At 42.8% G+C, this 20,959-nt stretch carries 21 protein-coding genes and 2 pseudogenes; 4 read left to right on the top strand and 19 right to left on the bottom strand.

Features of this window, described 5'->3' with window-relative positions; genetic code table 11:
• Positions 1 to 131: 131 nt before the first annotated feature.
• From ACHBGV_RS04760 to aroA, 12 genes and pseudogenes are all read right to left on the bottom strand, one after another.
• Positions 132 to 302: a hypothetical protein gene (locus ACHBGV_RS04760; protein WP_002941306.1), complete on the bottom strand. Its 171-nt coding sequence runs from the start codon at positions 300 to 302 to the stop codon at positions 132 to 134.
• A 919-nt stretch (positions 303 to 1,221) separates the two neighbouring features.
• A complete protein-coding gene (locus tag ACHBGV_RS04755) occupies positions 1,222 to 1,830 on the bottom strand; it encodes a YdhK family protein (RefSeq protein WP_170243550.1) in 609 nt (202 codons plus the stop codon).
• Positions 1,831 to 1,850: 20 nt separating this feature from the next.
• Positions 1,851 to 2,040 (bottom strand): annotated as a pseudogene (locus ACHBGV_RS04750) (hypothetical protein).
• 460 nt (positions 2,041 to 2,500) lie between these two features.
• Positions 2,501 to 3,076, bottom strand: a pseudogene (locus ACHBGV_RS04745) (recombinase zinc beta ribbon domain-containing protein); the annotation flags it as partial.
• A gap of 5 nt (positions 3,077 to 3,081) precedes the next feature.
• Positions 3,082 to 3,420 carry a Cd(II)/Zn(II)-sensing metalloregulatory transcriptional regulator CadX gene (gene cadX / locus ACHBGV_RS04740; RefSeq protein WP_394735749.1) on the bottom strand — a complete coding sequence of 113 codons (339 nt, stop codon included), beginning with the start codon at positions 3,418 to 3,420 and terminating at the stop codon, positions 3,082 to 3,084.
• A gap of 11 nt (positions 3,421 to 3,431) precedes the next feature.
• A complete protein-coding gene (locus ACHBGV_RS04735) occupies positions 3,432 to 4,046 on the bottom strand; it encodes a CadD family cadmium resistance transporter (RefSeq protein WP_009880708.1) in 615 nt (204 codons plus the stop codon).
• Between the two features lie 41 nt (positions 4,047 to 4,087).
• Positions 4,088 to 4,279 carry a CpXC domain-containing protein gene (locus ACHBGV_RS04730; RefSeq protein WP_394735748.1) on the bottom strand — a complete coding sequence of 64 codons (192 nt, stop codon included), beginning with the start codon at positions 4,277 to 4,279 and terminating at the stop codon, positions 4,088 to 4,090.
• A 409-nt stretch (positions 4,280 to 4,688) separates the two neighbouring features.
• Positions 4,689 to 6,044, bottom strand: coding sequence for a 23S rRNA (uracil(1939)-C(5))-methyltransferase RlmD (gene rlmD, locus ACHBGV_RS04725; RefSeq protein ID WP_394735747.1), 1,356 nt, complete (start codon positions 6,042 to 6,044; stop codon positions 4,689 to 4,691).
• Between the two features lie 86 nt (positions 6,045 to 6,130).
• Complete coding sequence (locus ACHBGV_RS04720) at positions 6,131 to 7,438, bottom strand: LCP family protein (protein WP_394735746.1); 1,308 nt, start codon at positions 7,436 to 7,438, stop codon at positions 6,131 to 6,133.
• Positions 7,439 to 7,459: 21 nt separating this feature from the next.
• Positions 7,460 to 8,284 (bottom strand): prephenate dehydratase, encoded by an 825-nt coding sequence (gene pheA, locus ACHBGV_RS04715; RefSeq protein WP_394735745.1) that lies wholly within the window; start codon positions 8,282 to 8,284, stop codon positions 7,460 to 7,462.
• Entirely contained in the window at positions 8,275 to 8,766 is a 492-nt protein-coding gene (locus ACHBGV_RS04710; RefSeq protein WP_394735744.1) for a shikimate kinase, read from the bottom strand. Before ACHBGV_RS04710 ends, pheA begins: the two co-directional genes overlap by 10 nt.
• Positions 8,767 to 8,787: 21 nt before the next feature.
• Positions 8,788 to 10,068 carry a 3-phosphoshikimate 1-carboxyvinyltransferase gene (aroA, locus tag ACHBGV_RS04705; RefSeq protein WP_394735743.1) on the bottom strand — a complete coding sequence of 427 codons (1,281 nt, stop codon included), beginning with the start codon at positions 10,066 to 10,068 and terminating at the stop codon, positions 8,788 to 8,790.
• A 208-nt stretch (positions 10,069 to 10,276) separates the two neighbouring features.
• On the opposite strand from aroA, the gene ACHBGV_RS04700 reads away from it, so the two are divergent.
• The 4 genes from ACHBGV_RS04700 to aroB are packed head-to-tail and all read left to right on the top strand — an operon-like array spanning position 10,277 to position 14,317.
• Positions 10,277 to 11,296 (top strand): 3-deoxy-7-phosphoheptulonate synthase, encoded by a 1,020-nt coding sequence (locus tag ACHBGV_RS04700; RefSeq protein ID WP_161948239.1) that lies wholly within the window; start codon positions 10,277 to 10,279, stop codon positions 11,294 to 11,296.
• Positions 11,297 to 11,314: 18 nt separating this feature from the next.
• Positions 11,315 to 12,340, top strand: a complete 1,026-nt coding sequence (locus ACHBGV_RS04695; protein ID WP_105122513.1) for a 3-deoxy-7-phosphoheptulonate synthase — start codon at positions 11,315 to 11,317, stop codon at positions 12,338 to 12,340.
• Positions 12,341 to 12,367: 27 nt separating this feature from the next.
• Positions 12,368 to 13,237, top strand: coding sequence for a shikimate dehydrogenase (locus ACHBGV_RS04690; protein ID WP_394718362.1), 870 nt, complete (start codon positions 12,368 to 12,370; stop codon positions 13,235 to 13,237).
• 12 nt (positions 13,238 to 13,249) lie between these two features.
• The gene (gene aroB / locus ACHBGV_RS04685) at positions 13,250 to 14,317 is read left to right on the top strand and encodes a 3-dehydroquinate synthase (protein WP_394735742.1); all 1,068 of its coding nucleotides are present in this window, start codon (positions 13,250 to 13,252) and stop codon (positions 14,315 to 14,317) included.
• Positions 14,318 to 14,520: 203 nt separating this feature from the next.
• Here the strand turns inward: aroB and ACHBGV_RS04680 are convergent, their stop codons facing one another.
• The 7 genes from ACHBGV_RS04680 to obgE all read right to left on the bottom strand — a co-directional run bounded on the left by ACHBGV_RS04680 (position 14,521) and on the right by obgE (position 20,925).
• Entirely contained in the window at positions 14,521 to 15,321 is an 801-nt protein-coding gene (locus ACHBGV_RS04680) for an ABC transporter ATP-binding protein (RefSeq protein WP_105160468.1), read from the bottom strand.
• Between the two features lie 9 nt (positions 15,322 to 15,330).
• Positions 15,331 to 16,224 (bottom strand): ABC transporter permease, encoded by an 894-nt coding sequence (locus ACHBGV_RS04675; RefSeq protein ID WP_105160469.1) that lies wholly within the window; start codon positions 16,222 to 16,224, stop codon positions 15,331 to 15,333.
• A gap of 238 nt (positions 16,225 to 16,462) precedes the next feature.
• Positions 16,463 to 17,434 carry an ABC transporter substrate binding protein gene (locus ACHBGV_RS04670; protein ID WP_394735741.1) on the bottom strand — a complete coding sequence of 324 codons (972 nt, stop codon included), beginning with the start codon at positions 17,432 to 17,434 and terminating at the stop codon, positions 16,463 to 16,465.
• Between the two features lie 25 nt (positions 17,435 to 17,459).
• Positions 17,460 to 18,419 carry an ABC transporter substrate-binding protein gene (locus ACHBGV_RS04665; protein WP_105110838.1) on the bottom strand — a complete coding sequence of 320 codons (960 nt, stop codon included), beginning with the start codon at positions 18,417 to 18,419 and terminating at the stop codon, positions 17,460 to 17,462.
• Positions 18,420 to 18,857: 438 nt separating this feature from the next.
• Entirely contained in the window at positions 18,858 to 19,007 is a 150-nt protein-coding gene (locus ACHBGV_RS04660) for a hypothetical protein (protein ID WP_161943350.1), read from the bottom strand.
• A gap of 177 nt (positions 19,008 to 19,184) precedes the next feature.
• Entirely contained in the window at positions 19,185 to 19,349 is a 165-nt protein-coding gene (locus ACHBGV_RS04655) for a hypothetical protein (protein WP_105101249.1), read from the bottom strand.
• A 262-nt stretch (positions 19,350 to 19,611) separates the two neighbouring features.
• Positions 19,612 to 20,925 carry a GTPase ObgE gene (gene obgE, locus ACHBGV_RS04650; RefSeq protein ID WP_105110837.1) on the bottom strand — a complete coding sequence of 438 codons (1,314 nt, stop codon included), beginning with the start codon at positions 20,923 to 20,925 and terminating at the stop codon, positions 19,612 to 19,614.
• Positions 20,926 to 20,959: the final 34 nt, after the last annotated feature.

Here is a 20,959-nt window from a genome sequence, read left to right as displayed (position 1 = left end):
TTACGCATTTGGAATACCAACATGACGAATCCCTCCTTCTTAATTACAAATTTTTAGCATCTAATTTAACTTCAATTTATAGTATAACACAACAAGATGATATGTTCAATATAAAAGTTATGGAATGAGTCTCATACTTCCAATTCGATGCCAGATTTAAAGGATATGACGAAGTGTTCTTCATAGACTGTAACGCTCTGGATTATCTTCCTTAGTAGCAAGCGATTAGCTTTCACAAAATCTTCTGTTTGTAGTTTTAAAAATTCATCAGGATTTTCTAACTCAACCTCAAAATATTTCATTTTACATTCCCTCATTTCATTTATTGATAAATTGAGTTTACAAAAAATCAGTAAGATTGTTTATGCACTATCATTGTAACACCTTATCAAAAATTTTCAACATAAGGTGTTAATTTCGTGTACTCTTTTTTACACGTAACTTTAGTCCAAAAGAAAACAATTGCCTTATTTTGACTATTGAACTCAAAATATTTTTCATCAAATACCTTGATAGACTTGACAAATGGTAGAAAAAATGAGCTGTCAAGAAAAATATTCTCGACAGTCTTTTAATGTTTTAAAAAATTCAAGAAGTAGGTGCAAAGTTCCTCTGTTGAAGCAATACGGTTTCTGATACCCCAGTGAACCGTCTCGATAAAACAGACACCGATAAGCTCCTGATAATATTCAATAGGTACATTACCCTTCTGGTATCCACCCTCTTGCATCAAGGTTGGATACAGTTGCTCTTTTAGATACGTTCGTAGTACTCTATGAAAGTAGGGAATTTCAGCTATTCTATAAGTCTACCTCAGTTCCTTCTAGGAAGCGAACGGTTATCTCTCCTTCAAGCCCTAACTCTCTTGTTCTTCCAGTGACATTCGATCCCAAAAATAATCAGATTGATACTTTGACTTCAAAAGAACTGAAACTCCAAAACAAATTGCGACATTTTGACTATTATTGTATAAAATATCTTTAAGAAGATGGTTACCGTCTCGTTTCCATCAATAAGGCTTACCCAGACAAGTTTGCGCCAGTAGAAGACTAACCAAGGATTGTGGGAAAGATTACTGGAAATTTTATGCCTATTGAACAGTAAAAACCTCTGAAGTTACTCTTGACTTCAGAGGATTATTTTTATGAAATTTTTATATATTGAATAACAGATTCAAACCCTTGTCGAATAGTTTCAATATCTGTTTCTGGAGCTTGTAAATCAATTATTTTTGTCATATTCCATCTCATCTTCAGTTACCCACATATGATTCTTAACTTCTTTTTGACCATTGGTTGGAGTGTAATTAACAACGTAAACAGTTCTTGTAATAGATTTATCTACTTTTGCTTCAGCTCCCATCATCCCATCCATGTGATCGGCATTCAAGATAACAGTATCGCCCTCATTTGCTACAGTCTTAGTATCTTTTAACTCTTCTTGTACTACCCATCGATGATTCTTAACCATTGGTCCCCCAGTTTTTGGCTTATAGCTTACTTCATAAATTGTAGTATCAAAGGCTCCTACAACTTGAGCTTTTGCACCTTTCATCCCTTTCATATGATCGCCTAGCAGTATAACATTACTTCCCACCGGGAATTTAGGGTGCGCAGCATCTTTCATTGAAGAAGGAACCATACCTTCATGATTCATTCCCTCATGATTCATTCCCTCCATACTATTCATTTTACTAGACGCTATAGAAGTCGATTCCTCGTTTGTACTTTTAGAATTATTCGATTCACTTTGATTGCTACACGCTCCTAAAAATACAATAATTCCAAGACTTACAAATACTAATTTTATCATCTTTTTCACTGTGTTCATCCTCCTTTAATTAATCACATTTAAGTCATCTCATAAATTTGTAATCCAAAAACTTCTTTTTTAATTGTAGCTATTGATAAGTCCTTCTTAGAAAAGATTACTACAGAATTTGATAAGATATCTAAATGAACTTTTTCGATACTATCTATTGAAATCAGTTGAAAAAATATTTTTTGACCAACATTCACATATTAGTTTAGCATTTTTTATCTATTTTTGAAATAAATAACTCTCCTCCTTTATTGAAATGGTAACTTTATAACAAATTTAGTTCTTAGACCTAATTTACTTTTTACAGTTATACTACCTTTATGCGCTTCAACAAAGCTCTTTTCAATACCTTTCCTCCTTTCGACAGACTACAATTGTAGTCGATTGATTACATTTGTAATTATATCATCAAAAAAAATGAGCTGTCAAGAAAAATATTCTCGACAGTTTTTTAATGTTTAAAAAATTCAAGAAGTAGGTGCAAAGTTCCTCTGTTGAAGCAATACGGTTTCTGATACCCCAGCGAACCGTCTCGATAAAACAGACACCGATAAGCTCCTGATAATATTCAATAGGTACATTACCCTTCTGGTATCCACTCTTTTGCATCAAGGTTGGATACAGTTGCTCTTTTAGATACGTTCGTAGTACTCTATGAAAGTAGGGAATTTCAGCTATTCTATAAGTCTACCTCAGTTCCTTCCAGGAAGCGAACGGTTATCTCTCCTTCAAGCCCTATCCTGATATGGTCTAGCACTCGGCACATATCTGAGTGATTGAAGTCTGTCTGCTCCTGCCTAATCAGGTCACTCAATGCTATGCTGTAGTGCTTATCAAGCAGGCGATTCTCTTCTAAGATTTTCTCCCACTTGCCCTCAAGCAAATCAATGTTCTCGCTCAGTATCTCTAACGCCTTTAGGAAAATCTGCTCAAGTGTCGCTTCATCCAAATGGCTACTGTAACACCCTTCAACTCCCTTGATGCGATAGCGGTTGTTACATTGCCAAACTTTACGTTTCCCTCGGCTGGTTGCCCAATTCTTTCGACCAAAGGCAGACCCACAGGCTTGGCAGAAAACCTTGGTGGTAAATGGGTTGTCCTCACTCTGCATGATATAAGACTTGAGCTGATGTTCCTCTCGATAAGTTTTGCGTCTAGCTATTTCCAGTTGAACAGTCTCCCAAATCTCCTCATCAATAATACCTTCGTGGCTATCTTCCACATAGTATTGATTGACTTGTCCATCATTTTGAATAGTTGTTATCCTAGTTGATTAAAAAAATCTCTGATTTCCTCATCTTTTATAAAATAATATATAATTTTCCCCTCCCTTCTAGTATCCAAGATGTTTTGATTGGATAGTTTACGAAGATGGTGGGAGGCAGATGCCATACTGAGATTTAGTAAATAGGCTATATCGCAGACACAGAGTTCTTCGACGGCAAGGAGATAAAAGAGGATATTTATCTGTTTATTATCGGTAAACTTTGATAAAATGCGAAGTGATTTTTGGACTTTTTCCTTTTCAAGGTAGTTCGTTGCGGTTGTAACATTTTGTTGATTTATAACATCCACTTGACAGATACTATCTTTTTTCAAAATATTTTCTCCTAGCCTAACACAGTCCATAGCATGTCAAAACTGTTGTTTTCAATCAGGATATATATCCCCAATCCTAAATAAACAACGGCAATAAACCATCTGCTATATTTTTCCAAAGTTTCTCCAACAGAAGGAACTTGTGCCAATTTTTGGGCAGAGAAAACCAAGAGATAAATCATGACTAGAAAGGTAAGTAAAGCCACTATCAAATTTGCTAAATTTAAGGTAGTAAAATATGGGACAAAGACACCAATATTGTCAGCACCACAACTTGCAAAAGTAATCATAGCGACTAGAAAAATCAGGTTTTTATTATCTTTGCTCAAACCTTCTTTGGCAATAGCTTCTCCATCAGAATCTCCTAAAAGCAAAACTTTGAGGCCTAGGAAAATTGGAATCAAACCGAGCAAACCTAAAATCTCTTTACTAGGAATATAATCTAAGACAAATGCAAAAAGCAAACTTAGTAATATTAGACTAACAGAGCCTAGAAATTGTCCTAAATAGATGTTGATGATGTCTTTTCTGCTTTTTCTTTTGGCAAAAAATAACATTAGGATAATAAGTAAGTCTACGGCTGTCCCAGAATACAGGATTATTGAAGTAACAACATTTTGAATCATAAAACACCTCATTCAAATATATTTTTGAATGAATTTTAACATTAAACTTTGTAGATGTCAAAGAGGTCATACTGAATAATTATTTTTTGTTCTTCATCTACTACGACTGTTGGGTAATCAATTAGCACCATATGGTTACAGTTATGGCAGGTAAATTTAAAGAAATCCCAGTCCAAAAGAGCAGAAACAATCTCAGGGGTCTTCACCGCATAAACCCTATCAAATACTTTCAAAAGTACTTTGTTTTCCGCAATTAGTGCAGTTTGTTTTTGTTAAAAAAATTGTTGTCATTCTACTTTTCCTCTTCATCATTATTAAGTAAGCAACTTGCTCTCACTTATTATACTCGCAATGCAAAATAAATTTTGGATTTTTTTCAAAAAAAGTTAAATTGTATCAAAAACAGTACTCACACTTCATTCGCCCATTCTGGAGATATTAAAAGTGGGGACATTTCTATTCCCACAAACTCCTTGTCAATGGAAACAAACACGTACCCACAGGGTAAATGGAAATAGATTTTGATAATTTCTTGCTATCACTTCTACTCACTCCAAAAAATTACTTACTCTAACACTTCCCCACAACATAACAAAAAGCCTTGCAATCAAGGCTTTCATTACCCCTTTCATTCAAAGGTTTCTACTCCTTTACGAGCAGAGCTACACACTCGACGTGATGCGTATTTGGGAAGAGGTCCGTAGGTCTTACCTTAGTCAGTTTATATCCCAATTCCTCATAAAGCTTGATATCACGCGCCATGGTCGCTACATTACAAGATATGTAAACAATCTTCTCAGGAGCAACGGACACCGAGGCCTTGATAAAGCTCTCGGTCAAGCCCTTCCGTGGCGGATCCACGAAAATCACGGTCGGCTTAATGCCATCAGCCACCCATTTTTGCATGGCATTTTCAGCACTATCGCAGACGTAGGTCACATTGTTAATCCCATTTCGAGTCGCATTTTTCTGGCTATCTGCCACCGCTTTTTCTACCACTTCAACACCGTAAACATGCTTGACCTGCTTGGCAAAGGAAAGACCGATGGTGCCAATTCCCGAATAGGCATCAATCACGACATCATCGGCTGACAAACCAGCAAACTCAATCCCTGTCTGGTAGAGCAGCTCTGCCATTTCCGTATTGACCTGATAGAAAGACGGCGCTGAGATTTCAAATTCATTACCCAACATCCGGTCAACAATTTTCTCCGACCCATGAAGCAGGCGAAATTCTTGCCCGAAAATTGCATTGGTATTCTGGTCGTTGATGTTCTGAATAATAGAGATCAGATTTGGGAAAGCCTCTGTCAAACGCTCAATCAAGGTCTCCACACGGAAAATTTTCGGACGAGTTGTCACCAAAACCAGCATCATCTGCCCAGTATAATGACCGCGTCGTACGACAATATTGCGAAATAGCCCAGTTTGCTCCTTCTCGTCATAGGGTTTGAGGTCCAGCTTACGGAGTAAATCGCGCGTTGCCACAATCAAGGCATCAATTTCCTTGTTTTGAATATAAAAATCCTCAATCGGCACCAAATCATGGGAATTTTTCCGGAAAAAACCCGTCTCCAGCTGCCCGTTGACCCGACGAACGGGCACCGCAGCCTTATTGCGGTAGGCCAGAGGAGTGCTCATCCCCTGCGTATCTTCGACCACAATGTCTGAAATTCCAGCAATCTTACGCAGAGCCATTTCCACCTGCTTCTTCTTGAAAGCTAATTGGGCAGAGTAGTTCAAATGCCCCAAGTCAGCAATGCCCGTTCTTAGATAGGTTAAATCCAAGTCTTGATTGCGGTCAGCAGAGAAGCTCAGCCATTCTTCCACCTTACCAAAACCTATATTCTTTTTTAGCTTTAGAACTTTCATCTTGATACGCTCACCTGGTAGTGCATTGTCCACGAAAAAGACAAAGCCGTCCAACTTGGCCACTCCCTGACCCTCGTGGGTCAGGTCCACAATTTCCACTTCAACAATTTGATTTTTTTCTAACATTGTTCTACTTTCTAAATCTGGTCACGAAAAAAGTGACCGAAGTCACTTTTAAGTATAGCACATTTCACAAGAAAACTGGCACATTCTTACCTTAGACCCAGTTCTCTCAGAACTTCTTGGTACCTATAGAAGTCAATTTTTAGTCCCATACCACCATAATTATCATACTCATCAATCCAATCGTGGTTTTCTGGTATGGTTACTCGTTCAATTCCATTAGGTGCATCCAGCAAAATACCTGGACCACGAAGCAACGGAAAAGCTAGTGGGACATTGGTAGAGGTCATAGAGTAAATTTTTCCAAGCGCCTCAGCACCAGAGAATAATTTGGTCGGATTCTGAGCTTGGCTGATAATTGCATCCAAAACCTCTTGTTGCCGCCTTGTCCGTCCAAAATCACCTTCATCATCTGAACGAAAACGAGCATAGTTGAGCAAGGTTTTCCCGTCCATCTGCTGTGGACCGACCTGAATGGTTTGATAAGCTGGTGCATTTTCCTCCAGACGCAGGTCGTTGGGTGCTTCAACAGAAGACACCGTTTCACCATCAATCGTTGAAAATTGAGCATCAATGGTCACACCCGATGGAAAGAGCGTATCAATAGCAGATGCAAAACTCGCAAAATCAACAAGGGCATAGTATTGAATATCAATATCAAAATTTTCCTTCAAAACCTGCCGAACATTTTCAGCCCCAAGACCACCATTTTGCTCACCAAAAGTGTAGGCAGAATTGAGTTTGTAGTCACCTTCTCCACCGATAGTAACCAGCGTATCCCGCATAAAGCTGACAAGTTTTATCTTATTGCTACTATTATTGACATTCAGGACCATAACAGTATCCGTTCGAGTTTCACCGGTACTTTGTCCAACTCGACCATCTGTTCCTAAGATTAAAATATTGATGCCATCCTGTGTCGCCTGACCAGCAAATTGTTCGGTGGCAGGTTTGTTATCCACGCTAATCATCCCTTTGACAAACATAGCGCCCAAGGCAAGCAGCAATATCAGTAGTCCCCAGAAGACAAAACTTAAAAGTCGTTTGAAAAAAGGTTTCTTGGGTGGCTGACTACTACTATCTTCGGTTACTGAAGTCGCCTTATTTTTCTTAGATTTTTTTAACCTTTCTTTTCGACTCAAGGTCGGATAGACTGGTAAGAGATCCTCTTCCTCTACAAGGGGCGCAACCTCTCTCCAAGAATCTCCAAGTGAACACTCTGGAAGATTAGAAGCCTCCTCCTCAAGTGGCGAAGGCGCAATAACTCGCTCCTCACCCTTTTTAAGATACTCTAAGTAATCCAGCTCCGTCTTTTCCTTCTCGTTTAAGTAGTGAATATTTTTACGCAGGTAGTCCAAGCGTAGCTCTTCATGATGTGATAAGGGATGTTTCGCCATATTCACTCCTTTCTAAGGTTATTACACACTATAAACCTTATAATTTCCTAAAATCTTATAAAAAATCCCTAAACTTTTCAATTCCTCCAAAGAATAGCCAACTAATTCATCTGAATTATTCTCAATATCCAAAATAAAGAAATACTCACCCAGCACCGTTTTCAGCGGCCGACTTTCAATCTTGGTCAAACCGATTCCTCTCCAAGAAAAGACCGACATAGCCTTATAGAGGGCACCTGGCAGATTATCAGGCAGCGTCAGGGCCAAAGAAACCTTCCGATCTGTTTTCCGCAATACCAATTCAGGCGCAGTATGTCCCAAAATCCAAAAACGAGTAAAATTCTCCGCGATTTCTTGGATGTCTTGGGCAATGACCTGCAGGCCGTACTCTTCAGCCGCAGCGTGCGGTGCAATAGCCGCAAAAGGCTGATCCGCATGCTCCGCTACAAATCGGGCTGCGTAAGCAGTGCTTGCTGTCAACTCCAAACGAGCCTTCGGAAAATGCTCCTGAACATATTTTTTCCCCTGCGCAATGGCCTGCGGATGGGAATAGATGACCTCAATTTCTTTATGAGGCGTCGTCGCTAGCAATTGCTGGGCGATGGGCTGAACCACTTCTGCCACCGCATGGATTTCCGCCTGATGAAAAAGGTAGTCAATGGTCTCGTGAACACTACCTTCAATCGAATTCTCAACCGGAATAACCGAATAGGTCACCAAGCCAGTCTCATAGGCCTTGACGACCTCCGTAATGGTACCAAAAGCCTGCAAATCCGCCTCCGGAAAGGCCTGCTGGGCAACTTGGTGAGTAAAGGACCCCCGCGGGCCCAAATAAGCTACTTGCATAGAATCTTCCTTGCTACTTGTTCCGGACTGAGTTGGTCTGTGTCAATGACCAGGTCAGCTAGTCCTTCATATAAAGCCATTCGTTCTTGGTAAATGGCCTCAAACTCCTCTCGGCTGTGCTGTAAGAATAAAGGACGTTGCGACTGATGATCCCGACTAATCCGCTCATAAGCTACTGGAAAGGAGGCTGTCAAGAGAACATTGTTTGGCTTATTTTTGAGCAAAATCTCCCTATTTTTGTCAGATTTGACCACACCACCGCCCGTTGAAACCAAGTAATCATTTGGCAAGTTCATCAACTCTTCCAAGACTTGCGTTTCCAACTGGCGAAAGACATCTTCACCCTCTGATTGGAAGAAATCCGCAATGGACATGCCAATTCGTCCCTCAATAATCTGGTCCATGTCAAAGAGCGGCATATCCAAGAGTTTAGCAGTCGTGGTCTTTCCAACTCCCATAAAACCAAGTAATACGATTGGCATTCTCTCTCCTCCTTACTAAGCTTATTTTACTAGACTTTCAAGATGGTCAAAGAAGGCTGGATAGCTGGTATTGATGGCCTCAGCGCGCTCAAGGACAACATCGCCGTCTTGAGCCAAGAGGGCTGCGATAGCTGTCATCATACCAATACGGTGGTCGCCAAAGGTATTAACCGTCGCACCGTGCAAAGGCGTTGGGCCCTCGATAATCATACCGTCAGCAGTCGGCTCAATCTTAGCCCCCATGCTATTCAAGGCATCTGCCACCACTTGAATACGGTCCGTTTCTTTAACCTTCAACTCCTCAGCATCGCGAATAATGGTTGTGCCATTGGCTTGCGTCGCCAAGAGAGCAATAATCGGTAATTCGTCGATCAAGCGCGGAATGAGGTCTCCAGCAATATCTGTTGCCTGCAAGCTAGAGTACTCGACCGTAATGTTCGCTGATTTGGCAATCTCATCCACATTGGACAAGGTTATCTTGCCCCCCATAGCCTTGATGACGTCCAGAATTCCCGTCCGCGTTTCATTGATGCCGACGTTTTCAAGGGTAATTTTTGAACCAGGCACAACCAGTCCAGCCACCAACCAGAAGGCCGCACTGGAAATATCACCAGGGACAACAATTTCTTGCGCTGTAAATTCCTGCCCACCTGTGATGCGAATTTCCTTGCCATCAACAGACAAATGACCGCCAAATTGGACAATCATGTCCTCCGTGTGGTTACGAGTGATTTCTTTTTCGATAATAACAGACTCACCTTCTGCCTGCAAAGCTGCAAATAAGAGAGCAGATTTTACCTGAGCAGATGCTACTGGCAATTGATAGGAAATCGGCTTGAGGGACTTGGTACCTTTGATGGTCAAAGGTGGCAAATCACGGTCTGTCTGACCAGAAACGGTTACACCCATTTGGCTGAGCGGCACCGTCACACGATCCATAGGACGTTTTGACAGCGAATCATCGCCAAACATGGTCGCTTCAAACTCTTGACCAGCCAAGACACCCGAAATCAAACGAATGGATGTCCCTGAATTTCCCATATCTAGGTCATTTTTAGGAGCTTGCAGTCCATCAAAACCAACACCGTGAACCTCGACCACATCCCCATTATCCTCAATCGTCACGCCTAAATCACGAAAAACCTGCATGGTCGAGAGGACATCCTCACCACGCAAAATATCATGAACACGAGTTACGCCTTTTGCCAAGGATCCAAAAATAATGGAACGGTGGCTGATGGATTTATCACCCGGAACGCGTATCGTACCTTCTAAGGCTCTTGCATTTGTTCTTAATTTCATTTCCATACCTCACATAGTTTCCCTTTCATTCTACCACATTTGCAGAATATTTTCAGATTTTTATGCCATTTTATCTTTGAAAATACCTATATTTGATAAAATTTTCAGAATTTACTGTAAATTTTTCGAAAAACATAGATATGGTTTTAATAATAGCTGCTTTCATGGTATAATAAAAAGAAATTTTATCAATCAAGGAGATTATCTAGTGTTTACACCAATTAGCGAAAAAATTGATATTCAGGATGTAAGAGACCATTCAAAATTATCCCCAGAAACCTTAGCCAAAAAAGGAGCGCGCGACCGTGAGTTAGAGGCTATTTTAAAAGGCGAGGACGACCGTCTGCTCTTGGTCATCGGACCTTGCTCTTCTGACAATGAAGAGGCTGTTTTAGACTATGCTCATCGTTTAGCCAAGCTTCAAGAAGAAGTCAAGGACAAAATCTTTATGGTCATGCGTGTCTACACGGCTAAGCCCCGTACCAACGGCGACGGCTACAAGGGTCTCATGCACCAGCCTAAGACCGATGCAGCACCTAGTCTCATCAACGGTATCAAGGCAGTCCGTAACCTCCACTACCGTGTCATTACCGAGACTGGTTTGACGACGGCCGACGAGATGCTTTATCCCGAAAACTTGCCACTTGTTGATGATTTGGTATCTTATATTGCCGTTGGTGCCCGTTCGGTTGAAAATCAGCAACACCGTTTTGTGGCGTCTGGAATTGATGTGCCAACTGGCTTGAAAAACCCTACATCTGGTAACCTCAAGGTCATGTTTAACGGTATTTTCGCGGCTCAGAAAAAGCAGTCCTTCCTCTTCAACAACACAGAGGTTGAAACATCTGGAAATCCGCTGGCTCACGTTATCCTGCGTGGTGCAGTTACAGAAAGTGGCAAATACCTGCCAAACTACTACTACGATAATCTCTTGGAAACCATTGACCTCTACAAACAATTCGGTTTGGCTAATCCATTTATTATCATTGATACCAACCACGATAATTCTGGTAAAAATTATTTGGAACAAATCCGCATTGTCCGTCAAACCCTGATTAACCGTGATTGGAACCAGGAAATCCGTGACTATGTCCGTGGTTTCATGATCGAGTCCTATCTGGAAGATGGACGTCAGGACAACGCCGAAGTCTACGGAAAATCCATTACCGACCCTTGCCTTGGTTGGGACAAAACTGAGGAACTCATTCGAGAAATTTACAACAGATAAATAGATAGGAAACAAGCTATGGGAATTCATCAGCGCAGCACTCGCATCAACATTGAACAAGTTAAAGAATTGTCTAAACTAGAAGGAGACTTCCTAGTTGCCAAAGAAAAACGTGACGAGGAACTTAAAAAAGTCATCCGAGGTGAGGATGACCGCCTCTTATTGGTCATCGGCCCATGTTCTTCGGATAACGAAGAGGCCGTTTTGGAATATGCCCGCCGTCTGTCTAAATTGCAAGACGAGGTCAAAGATAAGATTTTCATGGTCATGCGGGTTTATACGGCTAAGCCCCGTACCAATGGCGAAGGCTACAAGGGACTGGTTCACCAGCCAGATACCTCAAAATTGCCTGATTTGATTAACGGTATTGCAGCCGTGCGCAATTTGCACTACCGTGTCATCACAGAAACCGGCTTGACCACTGCGGATGAAATGCTTTACTCGGCTAATTTCCCCTTGGTTGAGGACTTGGTGTCCTACCATGCCATCGGTGCACGTTCAGTCGAAGATCAGGAGCACCGCTTTGTCGCCTCTGGTATTGACATGCCGACCGGGATGAAAAATCCTACTTCTGGTAATCTGACCGTTATGTTCAACGCCATTTACGCAGCGCAAAACAAGCAGAATTTCATCTACCGCGATGCGGAAGTCGATACAGACGGCAATCCGCTGGCCCATGCTATTCTTCGTGGTGCTAGCACAGAACAAGGCATCAACGAACCCAACTACTACTACGATATTCTCTTAAAAACTATCAAACAATACCAGAATTTTGGTCTCAAGAATCCTTTTATCGTCATCGACACCAACCATGACAATTCTGGTAAAAATTATCTGGAACAAATCCGTATCGTCCGCCAAACCCTGATTAACCGCGATTGGAACGACGATATTCGCAAGTATGTTCGTGGCTTTATGATTGAATCCTACTTAGAAGACGGTCGTCAGGATAGCCCAGAAACCTTTGGTAAATCCATTACCGACCCTTGCCTTGGTTGGGATAAAACTGAAGCACTGATTCGTGAAATCCATGAAACCCTCTAATCTACTGATACATTTGGGAGGTCTCACATGACGATTGACGGCTATACGCGTCTGGCTGCTGTGGTAGCCAAACCCATTAAACACTCCATTTCTCCCTTCATTCACAATCTTGCCTTTGAAGAAACTGGGGTCAATGGGGTCTACGTCGCTTGGGAAATAGCTGAGCAGGACCTGCCAGTCACACTTGAAAACATTAAGCGCTACGACATGTTTGGTATCAATCTGTCCATGCCATACAAGCAAGCGGTTATTCCCTACCTAGACGAATTGACAGAGTCTGCTCGCTTAATCGGCGCGGTCAATACGGTCATTCACCGCCATGGCCAATTGATTGGGCACAATACAGACGGCATCGGATTTTTTAAGAGTTTGGAAAAACAACTGAATTTCCATGTGGCAAACAAAAGTCTCACCATTCTGGGCGGAGGCGGTGCTTCTACGGCTATTATTGCCCAAGCTGCTTTGGACAGTGCCAAGGAAATCAGCATTTTCTGTCGCCAACAAAGTCTGGACAGAACACAAACTACTGCTGACCGTATTGCCCAAGCAACCTGTTGCTCCATTCAGGTATTGCCGATTGACAACCAGGACTTGGTTCAGGAGCATGTTACAAAGTCTGACTTGCTCGTCAACGGAACCAGCGTCGGCATGGATGGTCAGTCTCTGCCAATTCAGGAAACCATTGCATTTCCAAAAAACAGTTTAGTGGCAGATGTGATTTACCAACCTTTTGAGACGCCCTTACTCAAACTCGCCAAGGAACAAGGCATTCCAAGCATCAATGGTCTAGGTATGTTACTCTTTCAAGCTGCTGAGGCTTTTGAGTCTTGGACAGGCAAAGAAATGCCGACGGACTTGATTTGGAAACAATTAGTCGAAAAATATGACATCAACTAGAGAGGACACAGCATGAAACTAACTGTCAATCTTCCCCAAAATCCCTACGATATTCTCATCGAAAAAGGAAGCTTAGCGCAGGTCGGTGCTTGGGCAAGCTCACTCTGGAAGCCACAAAAAATTGCGATTATTACGGATGACCATGTTGCCTCACTCTATCTGGAAACGGCCAGAGCTAGTCTTGAAAAAGCTGGTTTTGAAACCATCACATTTGCCTTTCCAGAAGGTGAAGCATCCAAAAATCTGGACACGGTCAACCAAGCCTATGAGTTTCTTGTTCAAGAAGGCATGACCCGAAGTGACGGCATCTTAGCCCTTGGTGGCGGTGTCGTAGGTGATTTGGCTGGCTTTGTGGCCTCAACCTATATGCGGGGCATTCATTTCCTCCAAGTCCCAACTAGCCTGACCGCTCAGGTTGATTCGTCTATCGGGGGCAAAACGGGTGTCAACACTCCCTTTGCCAAAAACATGGTCGGTACCTTCTGCCAACCTGATGGCGTTCTCATTGACCCCAACACCCTAGAAACCTTGGGCAAACGTGAATTGATTGAGGGCATGGGCGAGGTTGTCAAATACGGTTTGATTGATGATGTCGAACTCTGGGACCTCTTGTCAGACATGGATGGTTCTACCGAGAGTATTTTGGCCAAGGCTGAAACCATCATCTACCGTTCTTGTAACGTTAAGCGCAAGGTCGTTGTCGAGGATGAATTGGACAATGGCGTCCGCCTCTATCTGAACTTTGGTCATACCATTGGTCACGCTATCGAAGCTACTGCTGGTTACGGTCAAGTCATGCACGGCGAGGCTGTTGCCATCGGAATGGTCCAGCTATCACGCGTTGCTGAAGAAAAAGGCCTCATGCCTGCTGGCATTACGGATCAAATTATGGCTATGTGCCAAAAATTTGGACTACCGACCAGCCATCAACCTTGGAATAGCGAGGAACTTTACGCAGCCTTGACTCGCGACAAGAAAGCCCGCGGCAAATCCATCAAGCTGGTCATTGTCCCAACATTAGGCCAGGCAGCCATTCACCAAATCCCCATTGAAGAAATGAAAGAATTTCTGAGAAACTAAAAAATGGGAGCGGGAAGACGAACAGTTGATTAGGCCTGGTTCGGAGCGTCAAACTCGAATGAAATGAGGTTTGCTACGCAACCCTTATTTCCAACCTTTCACAGTTTGGAGAACTGTGAAAGCCAATCAACCACTGCGTCAATATGTTTTTGCTAATCAAAAAAAATGAGGTTGGACTTTATGCCCAGCCTCATTTTCTGTCTTTACAAAATCATTTCATCGTCAGCAATCTTTTCACCGCTGTTTTTATAGAAGAGATCCATGAGGTGCTGCACGGTCAGGTTCTTCTTCTCCTCACCTTGGACATCGACAACAATCTGTCCACGATGGAGCATGACCAGACGATTTCCGTACTGGATGGCATTCTCCATATTGTGGGTAATCATGAGGGCTGTCAATTTTTGACCTTCAACAATTTTCTTGGTCAAGTCCATCACCATATCACTGGTCTTAGGATCGAGGGCCGCCGTATGCTCATCCAAAAGTAGGACTTTGGGCTTAACCAGCGATGCCATCATGAGTGTCAAGGCTTGACGTTGACCACCCGATAGGAATTGCGTGTCGACCTTCATCCGGTTTTCAAGTCCAAGACCAAGTTCTTTGAGAGCTTCTTTAAAGATAGCGCGTTCACTTTCTTTGACACCCCAACCCAGGCCACGAGACAATCCACGACGGTAGGCAATGGCCATATTTTCCTCAATGGTCAAACGAGAAGCAGTTCCCATTTTCGGATCTTGGAAAACACGACTAATGTCTTTTGAACGCTTAGCTGCTGGCACATGCTTAATGGACTTGCCTTCCAGCAAAATGTCGCCAGAATCCACCGTCAAAGCACCAGCAAGTGAATTCATGAACGTTGACTTCCCTGCTCCATTACCACCGATGATGGAAATAAAATCACCTTCTTGAACATCAAGCGACAGACCACGCAGAACATGGTTCTCATTGACTGTACCCGCCTCGAAGGTCTTATGAATATTTTGTATTGATAAAATTGTACTCATCTGAACCTCCTATGCAGTTCCGTTTAATTTTGGACGGCGAATATTGAGCTTCTTCTGCAATTCAGGCACATACAGGACAACTGCCAACAAAATCGCTGAGAAGAGTTTGACAAGGTCCGCATCCATGCCCGGAATTTCCAAAATCGCAAGGATAATCAAGCGATAGATAACCGAACCCAGAGCCACAGATGCCAGACGCCATCCCAAACGCAAGTTCCGCAAAACAACTTCTGCGATAATCACCGATGCCAATCCGATAACAATGGTTCCTGTTCCAGAGTTCAAATCCGCATAGCCATTGTTTTGGGTCAAAAGTGCACCACAGAGAGCTATCAGACCATTGGACAGCATGTAGCCGTAAATCTTCATCTTGTCCACATTGATACCGTTGGCCTCACTCATGGGAATATTGTCCCCTGTCGAACGAATGGCCAGCCCAATTTGCGTGTTGAACAAGAGCGTCAACAGCAGAATGACTGCCACAACAAAGACCGCACCAATCAAGAGAACCGCATTTATCTTAGACAAGCCTAAGTCCTGCAATTGCGTCACCAAGGTCACTTGTTTCAAGAGAGCAACGTTGGCTTTGCCGAGGATTTTCAGGTTAATCGAATACAAACCTGTCAAGGTCACGATACCTGTCAACAGGGCTGGAATTTTCATTTTAGTATGCAAGAGCCCAGAAACCAATCCTGCAATCATACCTGCAAACAAGGCAAGGAAGGTCGATACAAGAGGATTTAGCCCATTGACAATCCCTGTCGCACAAACTGCAGCACCCAGAGGATAGGCACCTTCTGCTGTCAAATCAGCAATATCTAAAATTCTAAACGTCAAGTAAACACCTATCGCCATAATGGACCACAGTAGCCCTTGCGATATACTTGATAAAATTATATCCACAATTTTCTCCTTAAAAGTTTCATGTTAAATAAGCGCTGAGCACCCACTTCTATTCATACAACATCTCAGCGCAGTGGTTGATTGGCTTTCACAGTTTGGGGAACTATGAAAGGTTGGAAATAAGGATTGCTTAGCAAGCCATAACAACTTGCGATTTGCGCTCCGAACCTGCCCTAATCAACTGTGCGGGGGAATGACAATGGACTAGCGATGCTAGGTCCTGTCATACTCCCATTTTTTACTCAGAAACGGATAGTTTTGAGGTGTCAATTCCCAGTTTTTGCGCCATTTCTTCATTGACATGAAGATTGACCGCTTCTGGATATTCTATAGGAACCTCAGATACTTTCTCGCCTTCGATAATCTTAATGGCCATCTTGGCTGTCTGACGTCCAAGCGCCTCATAGTTGGTACCATATGTCAAAAGACCACCTTGGTCAACCATGTCTGTTGAACCACCGATAACTGGCACCTGATGCTCAGCTGACAATTCACCAATCATAGACATGGTCGCAGCAACAGTATTGTCCGTTGGCACAAATACAGCATCCACATCCTTCATCAAGCTCGTTGTCGCATCTTGTACTTCGTTAGAGCTGGTAATTCCTTTCAGTACAACCTTGTAGCCAGCCTCCTTGAGCAATTTCTCTGCTTGTTCTACTTGGACTTCCGAATTGCGTTCGCTCGTCGTGTACAGAATACCGACTGTTTTAGCATCGGGAACTGCTTGGCCCAACAATTCAACCTGCTTATCAATTGGAGCCTGATCAGAAGTACCTGTCAACAAGCCACCCGGCTTTTCAAGGCTTTCCACCAAGTCTGCTGAAATCGGGTCCGTTACCGCGGTAAATAAAATCGGTGTTTCAGTCGATACCGTTGCCAAACTTTGCGCTGCCGGTGTTGCAATGGCCAAGACAAGGTCATTACCGTCAATCAATTGCTCTGAAATAGTTTGCAAGTTGGCCTGATCACCCTGAGCATTTTGGTAATCCAAGACCAATTTGTCACCCTCTTTGTAGCCATTATCAGCCAGTTCTGCCACAAATCCTTCGCGTGCCGCCGTCAAAGATTCATGTTCCATGTACTGAAGGACACCAACCTTAACGGCACCTTCTGTCGATTTTTCCTCCGAGCCAGATGAACAAGCTGCCAAAGCCAACAAGCCTGCACCCACCAAGGTTACACTTGTCAATTTTTTTACTAATTTCATTCTCTCTTCCCTACCTTACACGTTTTTACTTTTCTAATGCTTTAATGGTTTCTGGGTCAATCCCTACTGCTACAGCCATTTCTTCGTTGATAGCAATAGCTGCAGTTTGTGGTTTTTGAACAGGCAAATCAGCCGGTTTTTCTCCATCCAAGATTTTGGCAGCCAATTCACCTGCCTGAACACCGATTGCATGGTAATCCACACCGTAAGTGAAGAGAACCCCTTCCAAGTAAGCAGCATCACTTCCGATAGACGGAACTTTTGCCTCCTTGAGCACCTCACCAATAGTTGACGCAGTTGACGCTACGGTATTATCCGTCGGCAGGTAAATGGCATCGACCTTACCAGCTAATGAAGTAATAGCCTGTTGCACATCATTTGTTGTCGTAACAGTTGCGACTTCAACCTTAACTCCCTTGGCCTCCAAAGCTTTCTTAGCTTGCTCAGCCTGTACTTCTGAATTCACTTCGCTTGAATTGTAAAAAATACCAACTGTTTTCGCTGACGGTACGACTTTTAGCAACATATCAATCTGCCCTTCTACATCCGTCGCGTCAATCGAACCCGTCATACTTCCACCGGGTGCATCAAGCGACTCAACCAAACCTGCCTCAACAGGATCTGTAACAGCTGTAAAGACGCTCGGAGTCTCACTGTCAGCATTCAACATAGCCTGAGCTGCTGGTGTTGCAATAGCAAAGTTGAGATCATTCTTCCCAGCCAATTGCTCGACCATGGTCTGCAAGTTAGCTTGGTCACCTTGCGAATTTTGCAGGTCAATGGTCAGGTTTTCACCTTCCTTATAACCCGCTGCAGCAAGTGCCTCCACAAAGCCCTTACGTGCACCGGTCAAAGCCTCATGCTCTGCGTATTGAATAATGCCAACTTTTGTCGTCTGGTCATCTGAACCATTTGCGCTACAAGCAGCAAGAGTCACAGCAGATAAAACTGCCACTGAACTAAGAATCAACTTTTTAAATCTCATGATTTATCTCCTTTTAATAATTATACAATGAAGCAATCAAACCAGAAAAAGACCGTCTAGAATCACTCTAAACGGTCCCCACTATTCAACTGCATTTTGAAAACAAGATGAATGCTGCGTGCCGTTTAGATGTATCATCTATGGGCACAGGTCAAAACAACTACAGCCACATAGATACAAACCTTACGATTTTGTGTTTGCATCCATGTCTACCATGTCTACAAACACTATCTAAAATAGCCGTAGAAATAAGTATGAACAAGCATAGTCATGCGACCCTTTTTCAGCATAGCTTGTTTCCTTTCACTGTTTATTTTGTAACTATCATACCTGTTTTCAAGACTTTTGTCAATAGAAAACTGCATAATTTTTCATCATAATATCATCTTTTTCCAATAAATTTGATAAAAGCTATGTAAGGTATGATTTTAATATTTCTTATGCAGTTTGCAAACGCAAAACAGCAACTTCTTCCTCAGTCAGAGACAAAAGAGGCGCAACTTCTTCATTTGTCATATTTGTGTCAAATAGACGTCGGATAAATTCTGAACGATTAGTTTCAAAGATTTGATTGAATGTTGATGTCATTATTTATACCTTAACTTTCCATTGGAATGAACCAATAGTATCACACGACATAGAAAATGTAAAACGAAACTGTGAAAATATCCTATAAGTTTTCTTTATATGTTGGAGTATTTTCAAGAAAATTTACAAAAATAGAAGTAAGAAACAACCTGCCAACAGATATTGGCAGGTAATATTTTATGATTCCGTAGTTTCCTTGGCCAATCGCTCGCGTTCCAAACGAAGTTTACGATTGGGATTGAGTTTATTGAAAAGCTCTTCTAATTTTTCAGCATTCCAAACATCGGCTGCCGAAACGAAATTTCCATCCTTATCCTTGAAGGATATTGGTTTATCACCCATTGCATACCTCCTTGAGGAATAAAATGTAGTCCTGAAACACAAGCTCAGGTTGATGATTGTTGAATAATAGCGGGACACTCAGTCTTATGGTCGCCTTCCAGTTTCTGGGAGACCAGCTGAAAAAGTTCACTAAACAGGTTACGACACGGAACCCAAATGGGCGATACTACCATTTGGGTGTAGTTAGTAAGGTAGCTAGCCAAGATCCCATAGGACTTGGCGTAGTTTGACTAGCAAGTTAACTTGCAGCCAAACTGCTACGTTAATCAACAAATTCAAATTCAAATTTACCGATGCGGACAGTGTCACCGTCCTTGGCACCGCGCGCACGGAGGGCTTCATCAACACCCATTCCACGCAACTGACGGGCGAATTTCATGACAGATTCGTCGCGGTCAAAATTGGTCATGGTAAAGAGTTTTTCTAGCTTGTCGCCAGACAAGATCCAGCTGGCATCATCCGCACGGCTGATGTCAAATTCAGGCTCATCTGGATTGAAACCATAGTAAGCTTCTTCCTCTTGGAAATCAGAATCTTCATACAGCAAGAATTCTGGCGTTTTCTCAAGCAATTCTGCTGTCGCCTCCAGCAAGTTTTCCAATCCTTGATGAGCAATACCGGAAATCGGGAAAATCTGTGGCAGTTCGTCAAACTCGTCATAGTTGGCTACCAGCTTCTTCTTGAATTCTTTCAAATTCTCTTCCGCATCTGGCATGTCCATCTTATTGGCAACAATAATCTGCGGGCGTTCCATGAGACGAAGATTGTAGGTTTCCAATTCATTGTTAATGGCCACATAGTCCTCATAGGGATCACGGCCTTCGCTGGCTGACATGTCCAAAACGTGCAAGATAACACGCGTCCGTTCAATATGACGGAGGAATTGGGTACCTAGACCAACACCTTGACTAGCTCCCTCAATCAAGCCTGGCAGATCGGCAACCGCAAAGGATTCGCCTGATTTAGTTCGCACCATTCCCAAATTCGGTACAATGGTTGTAAAATGGTAGGCACCAATTTTTGGCTTGGCAGCTGTAATAACGCTGAGGAGAGTGGATTTCCCAACAGATGGGAAACCAACCAGACCAACGTCCGCCAGAACTTTTAGTTCTAATTCCAGATTGCGTTCCTCACCTGGTTCACCATTCTCAGCAATTTCAGGCGCAGGATTTTTCGGCGTGGCAAAGCGGATATTTCCACGGCCACCACGACCACCGTGGGCAATGACGAACTCCTGACCGTGCTCCACCAAGTCGGTGATAACCTTGCCAGTCTCCGCATCACGAACGGTTGTTCCCTGCGGCACGCGCACAATCAAATCTTCCGCACCACGACCGTGCATGCCCTTGGTCATACCTTTTTCACCGGCATCCGCCTTGAAAATGCGGTTGTAACGAAAATCCATGAGGGTACGCAAGCCTTCGTCTACCTTGAAAATAACGTGACCGCCATGACCACCGTCACCACCCCACGGACCGCCGTTGGGAACGTATTTTTCACGACGGAAGGCAACCATCCCGTCGCCACCCTTACCTGCCTTGACCTTAATCTTGGCAGTATCTAAAAACATACTCATAATCTACCTAATCTTTCTCTGAAAAAGACGCTAA

Origin of the sequence: Streptococcus sp. A34 (assembly GCF_043674115.1) — a bacterium.
Taxonomy (GTDB): Bacteria; Bacillota; Bacilli; order Lactobacillales; family Streptococcaceae; genus Streptococcus; species Streptococcus suis_V.
The sequence above is the reverse complement of the archived record's forward strand: the minus strand, read 5'-3'. Positions and strand labels throughout refer to the sequence as shown.

Bases quoted from the DNA above. Each gene is read 5' to 3' on its own strand.
- ACHBGV_RS04660 (WP_161943350.1), bottom strand. From the start codon at position 19,007: ATGACATCAACATTCAATCAAATCTTTGAAACTAATCGTTCAGAATTT.
- ACHBGV_RS04760 (WP_002941306.1), bottom strand. From the start codon at position 302: ATGAAATATTTTGAGGTTGAGTTAGAAAATCCTGATGAATTTTTAAAA.
- ACHBGV_RS04690 (WP_394718362.1), top strand. From the start codon at position 12,368: ATGACGATTGACGGCTATACGCGTCTGGCTGCTGTGGTAGCCAAACCC.
- ACHBGV_RS04680 (WP_105160468.1), bottom strand. From the start codon at position 15,321: ATGAGTACAATTTTATCAATACAAAATATTCATAAGACCTTCGAGGCG.
- ACHBGV_RS04670 (WP_394735741.1), bottom strand. From the start codon at position 17,434: ATGAAATTAGTAAAAAAATTGACAAGTGTAACCTTGGTGGGTGCAGGC.
- obgE (WP_105110837.1), bottom strand. From the start codon at position 20,925: ATGAGTATGTTTTTAGATACTGCCAAGATTAAGGTCAAGGCAGGTAAG.
- rlmD (WP_394735747.1), bottom strand. From the start codon at position 6,044: ATGTTAGAAAAAAATCAAATTGTTGAAGTGGAAATTGTGGACCTGACC.
- pheA (WP_394735745.1), bottom strand. From the start codon at position 8,284: ATGCAAGTAGCTTATTTGGGCCCGCGGGGGTCCTTTACTCACCAAGTT.
- ACHBGV_RS04695 (WP_105122513.1), top strand. From the start codon at position 11,315: ATGGGAATTCATCAGCGCAGCACTCGCATCAACATTGAACAAGTTAAA.
- ACHBGV_RS04720 (WP_394735746.1), bottom strand. From the start codon at position 7,438: ATGGCGAAACATCCCTTATCACATCATGAAGAGCTACGCTTGGACTAC.
- ACHBGV_RS04655 (WP_105101249.1), bottom strand. From the start codon at position 19,349: ATGGGTGATAAACCAATATCCTTCAAGGATAAGGATGGAAATTTCGTT.
- ACHBGV_RS04710 (WP_394735744.1), bottom strand. From the start codon at position 8,766: ATGCCAATCGTATTACTTGGTTTTATGGGAGTTGGAAAGACCACGACT.
- ACHBGV_RS04755 (WP_170243550.1), bottom strand. From the start codon at position 1,830: ATGAACACAGTGAAAAAGATGATAAAATTAGTATTTGTAAGTCTTGGA.
- aroB (WP_394735742.1), top strand. From the start codon at position 13,250: ATGAAACTAACTGTCAATCTTCCCCAAAATCCCTACGATATTCTCATC.
- aroA (WP_394735743.1), bottom strand. From the start codon at position 10,068: ATGAAATTAAGAACAAATGCAAGAGCCTTAGAAGGTACGATACGCGTT.
- ACHBGV_RS04735 (WP_009880708.1), bottom strand. From the start codon at position 4,046: ATGATTCAAAATGTTGTTACTTCAATAATCCTGTATTCTGGGACAGCC.
- ACHBGV_RS04665 (WP_105110838.1), bottom strand. From the start codon at position 18,419: ATGAGATTTAAAAAGTTGATTCTTAGTTCAGTGGCAGTTTTATCTGCT.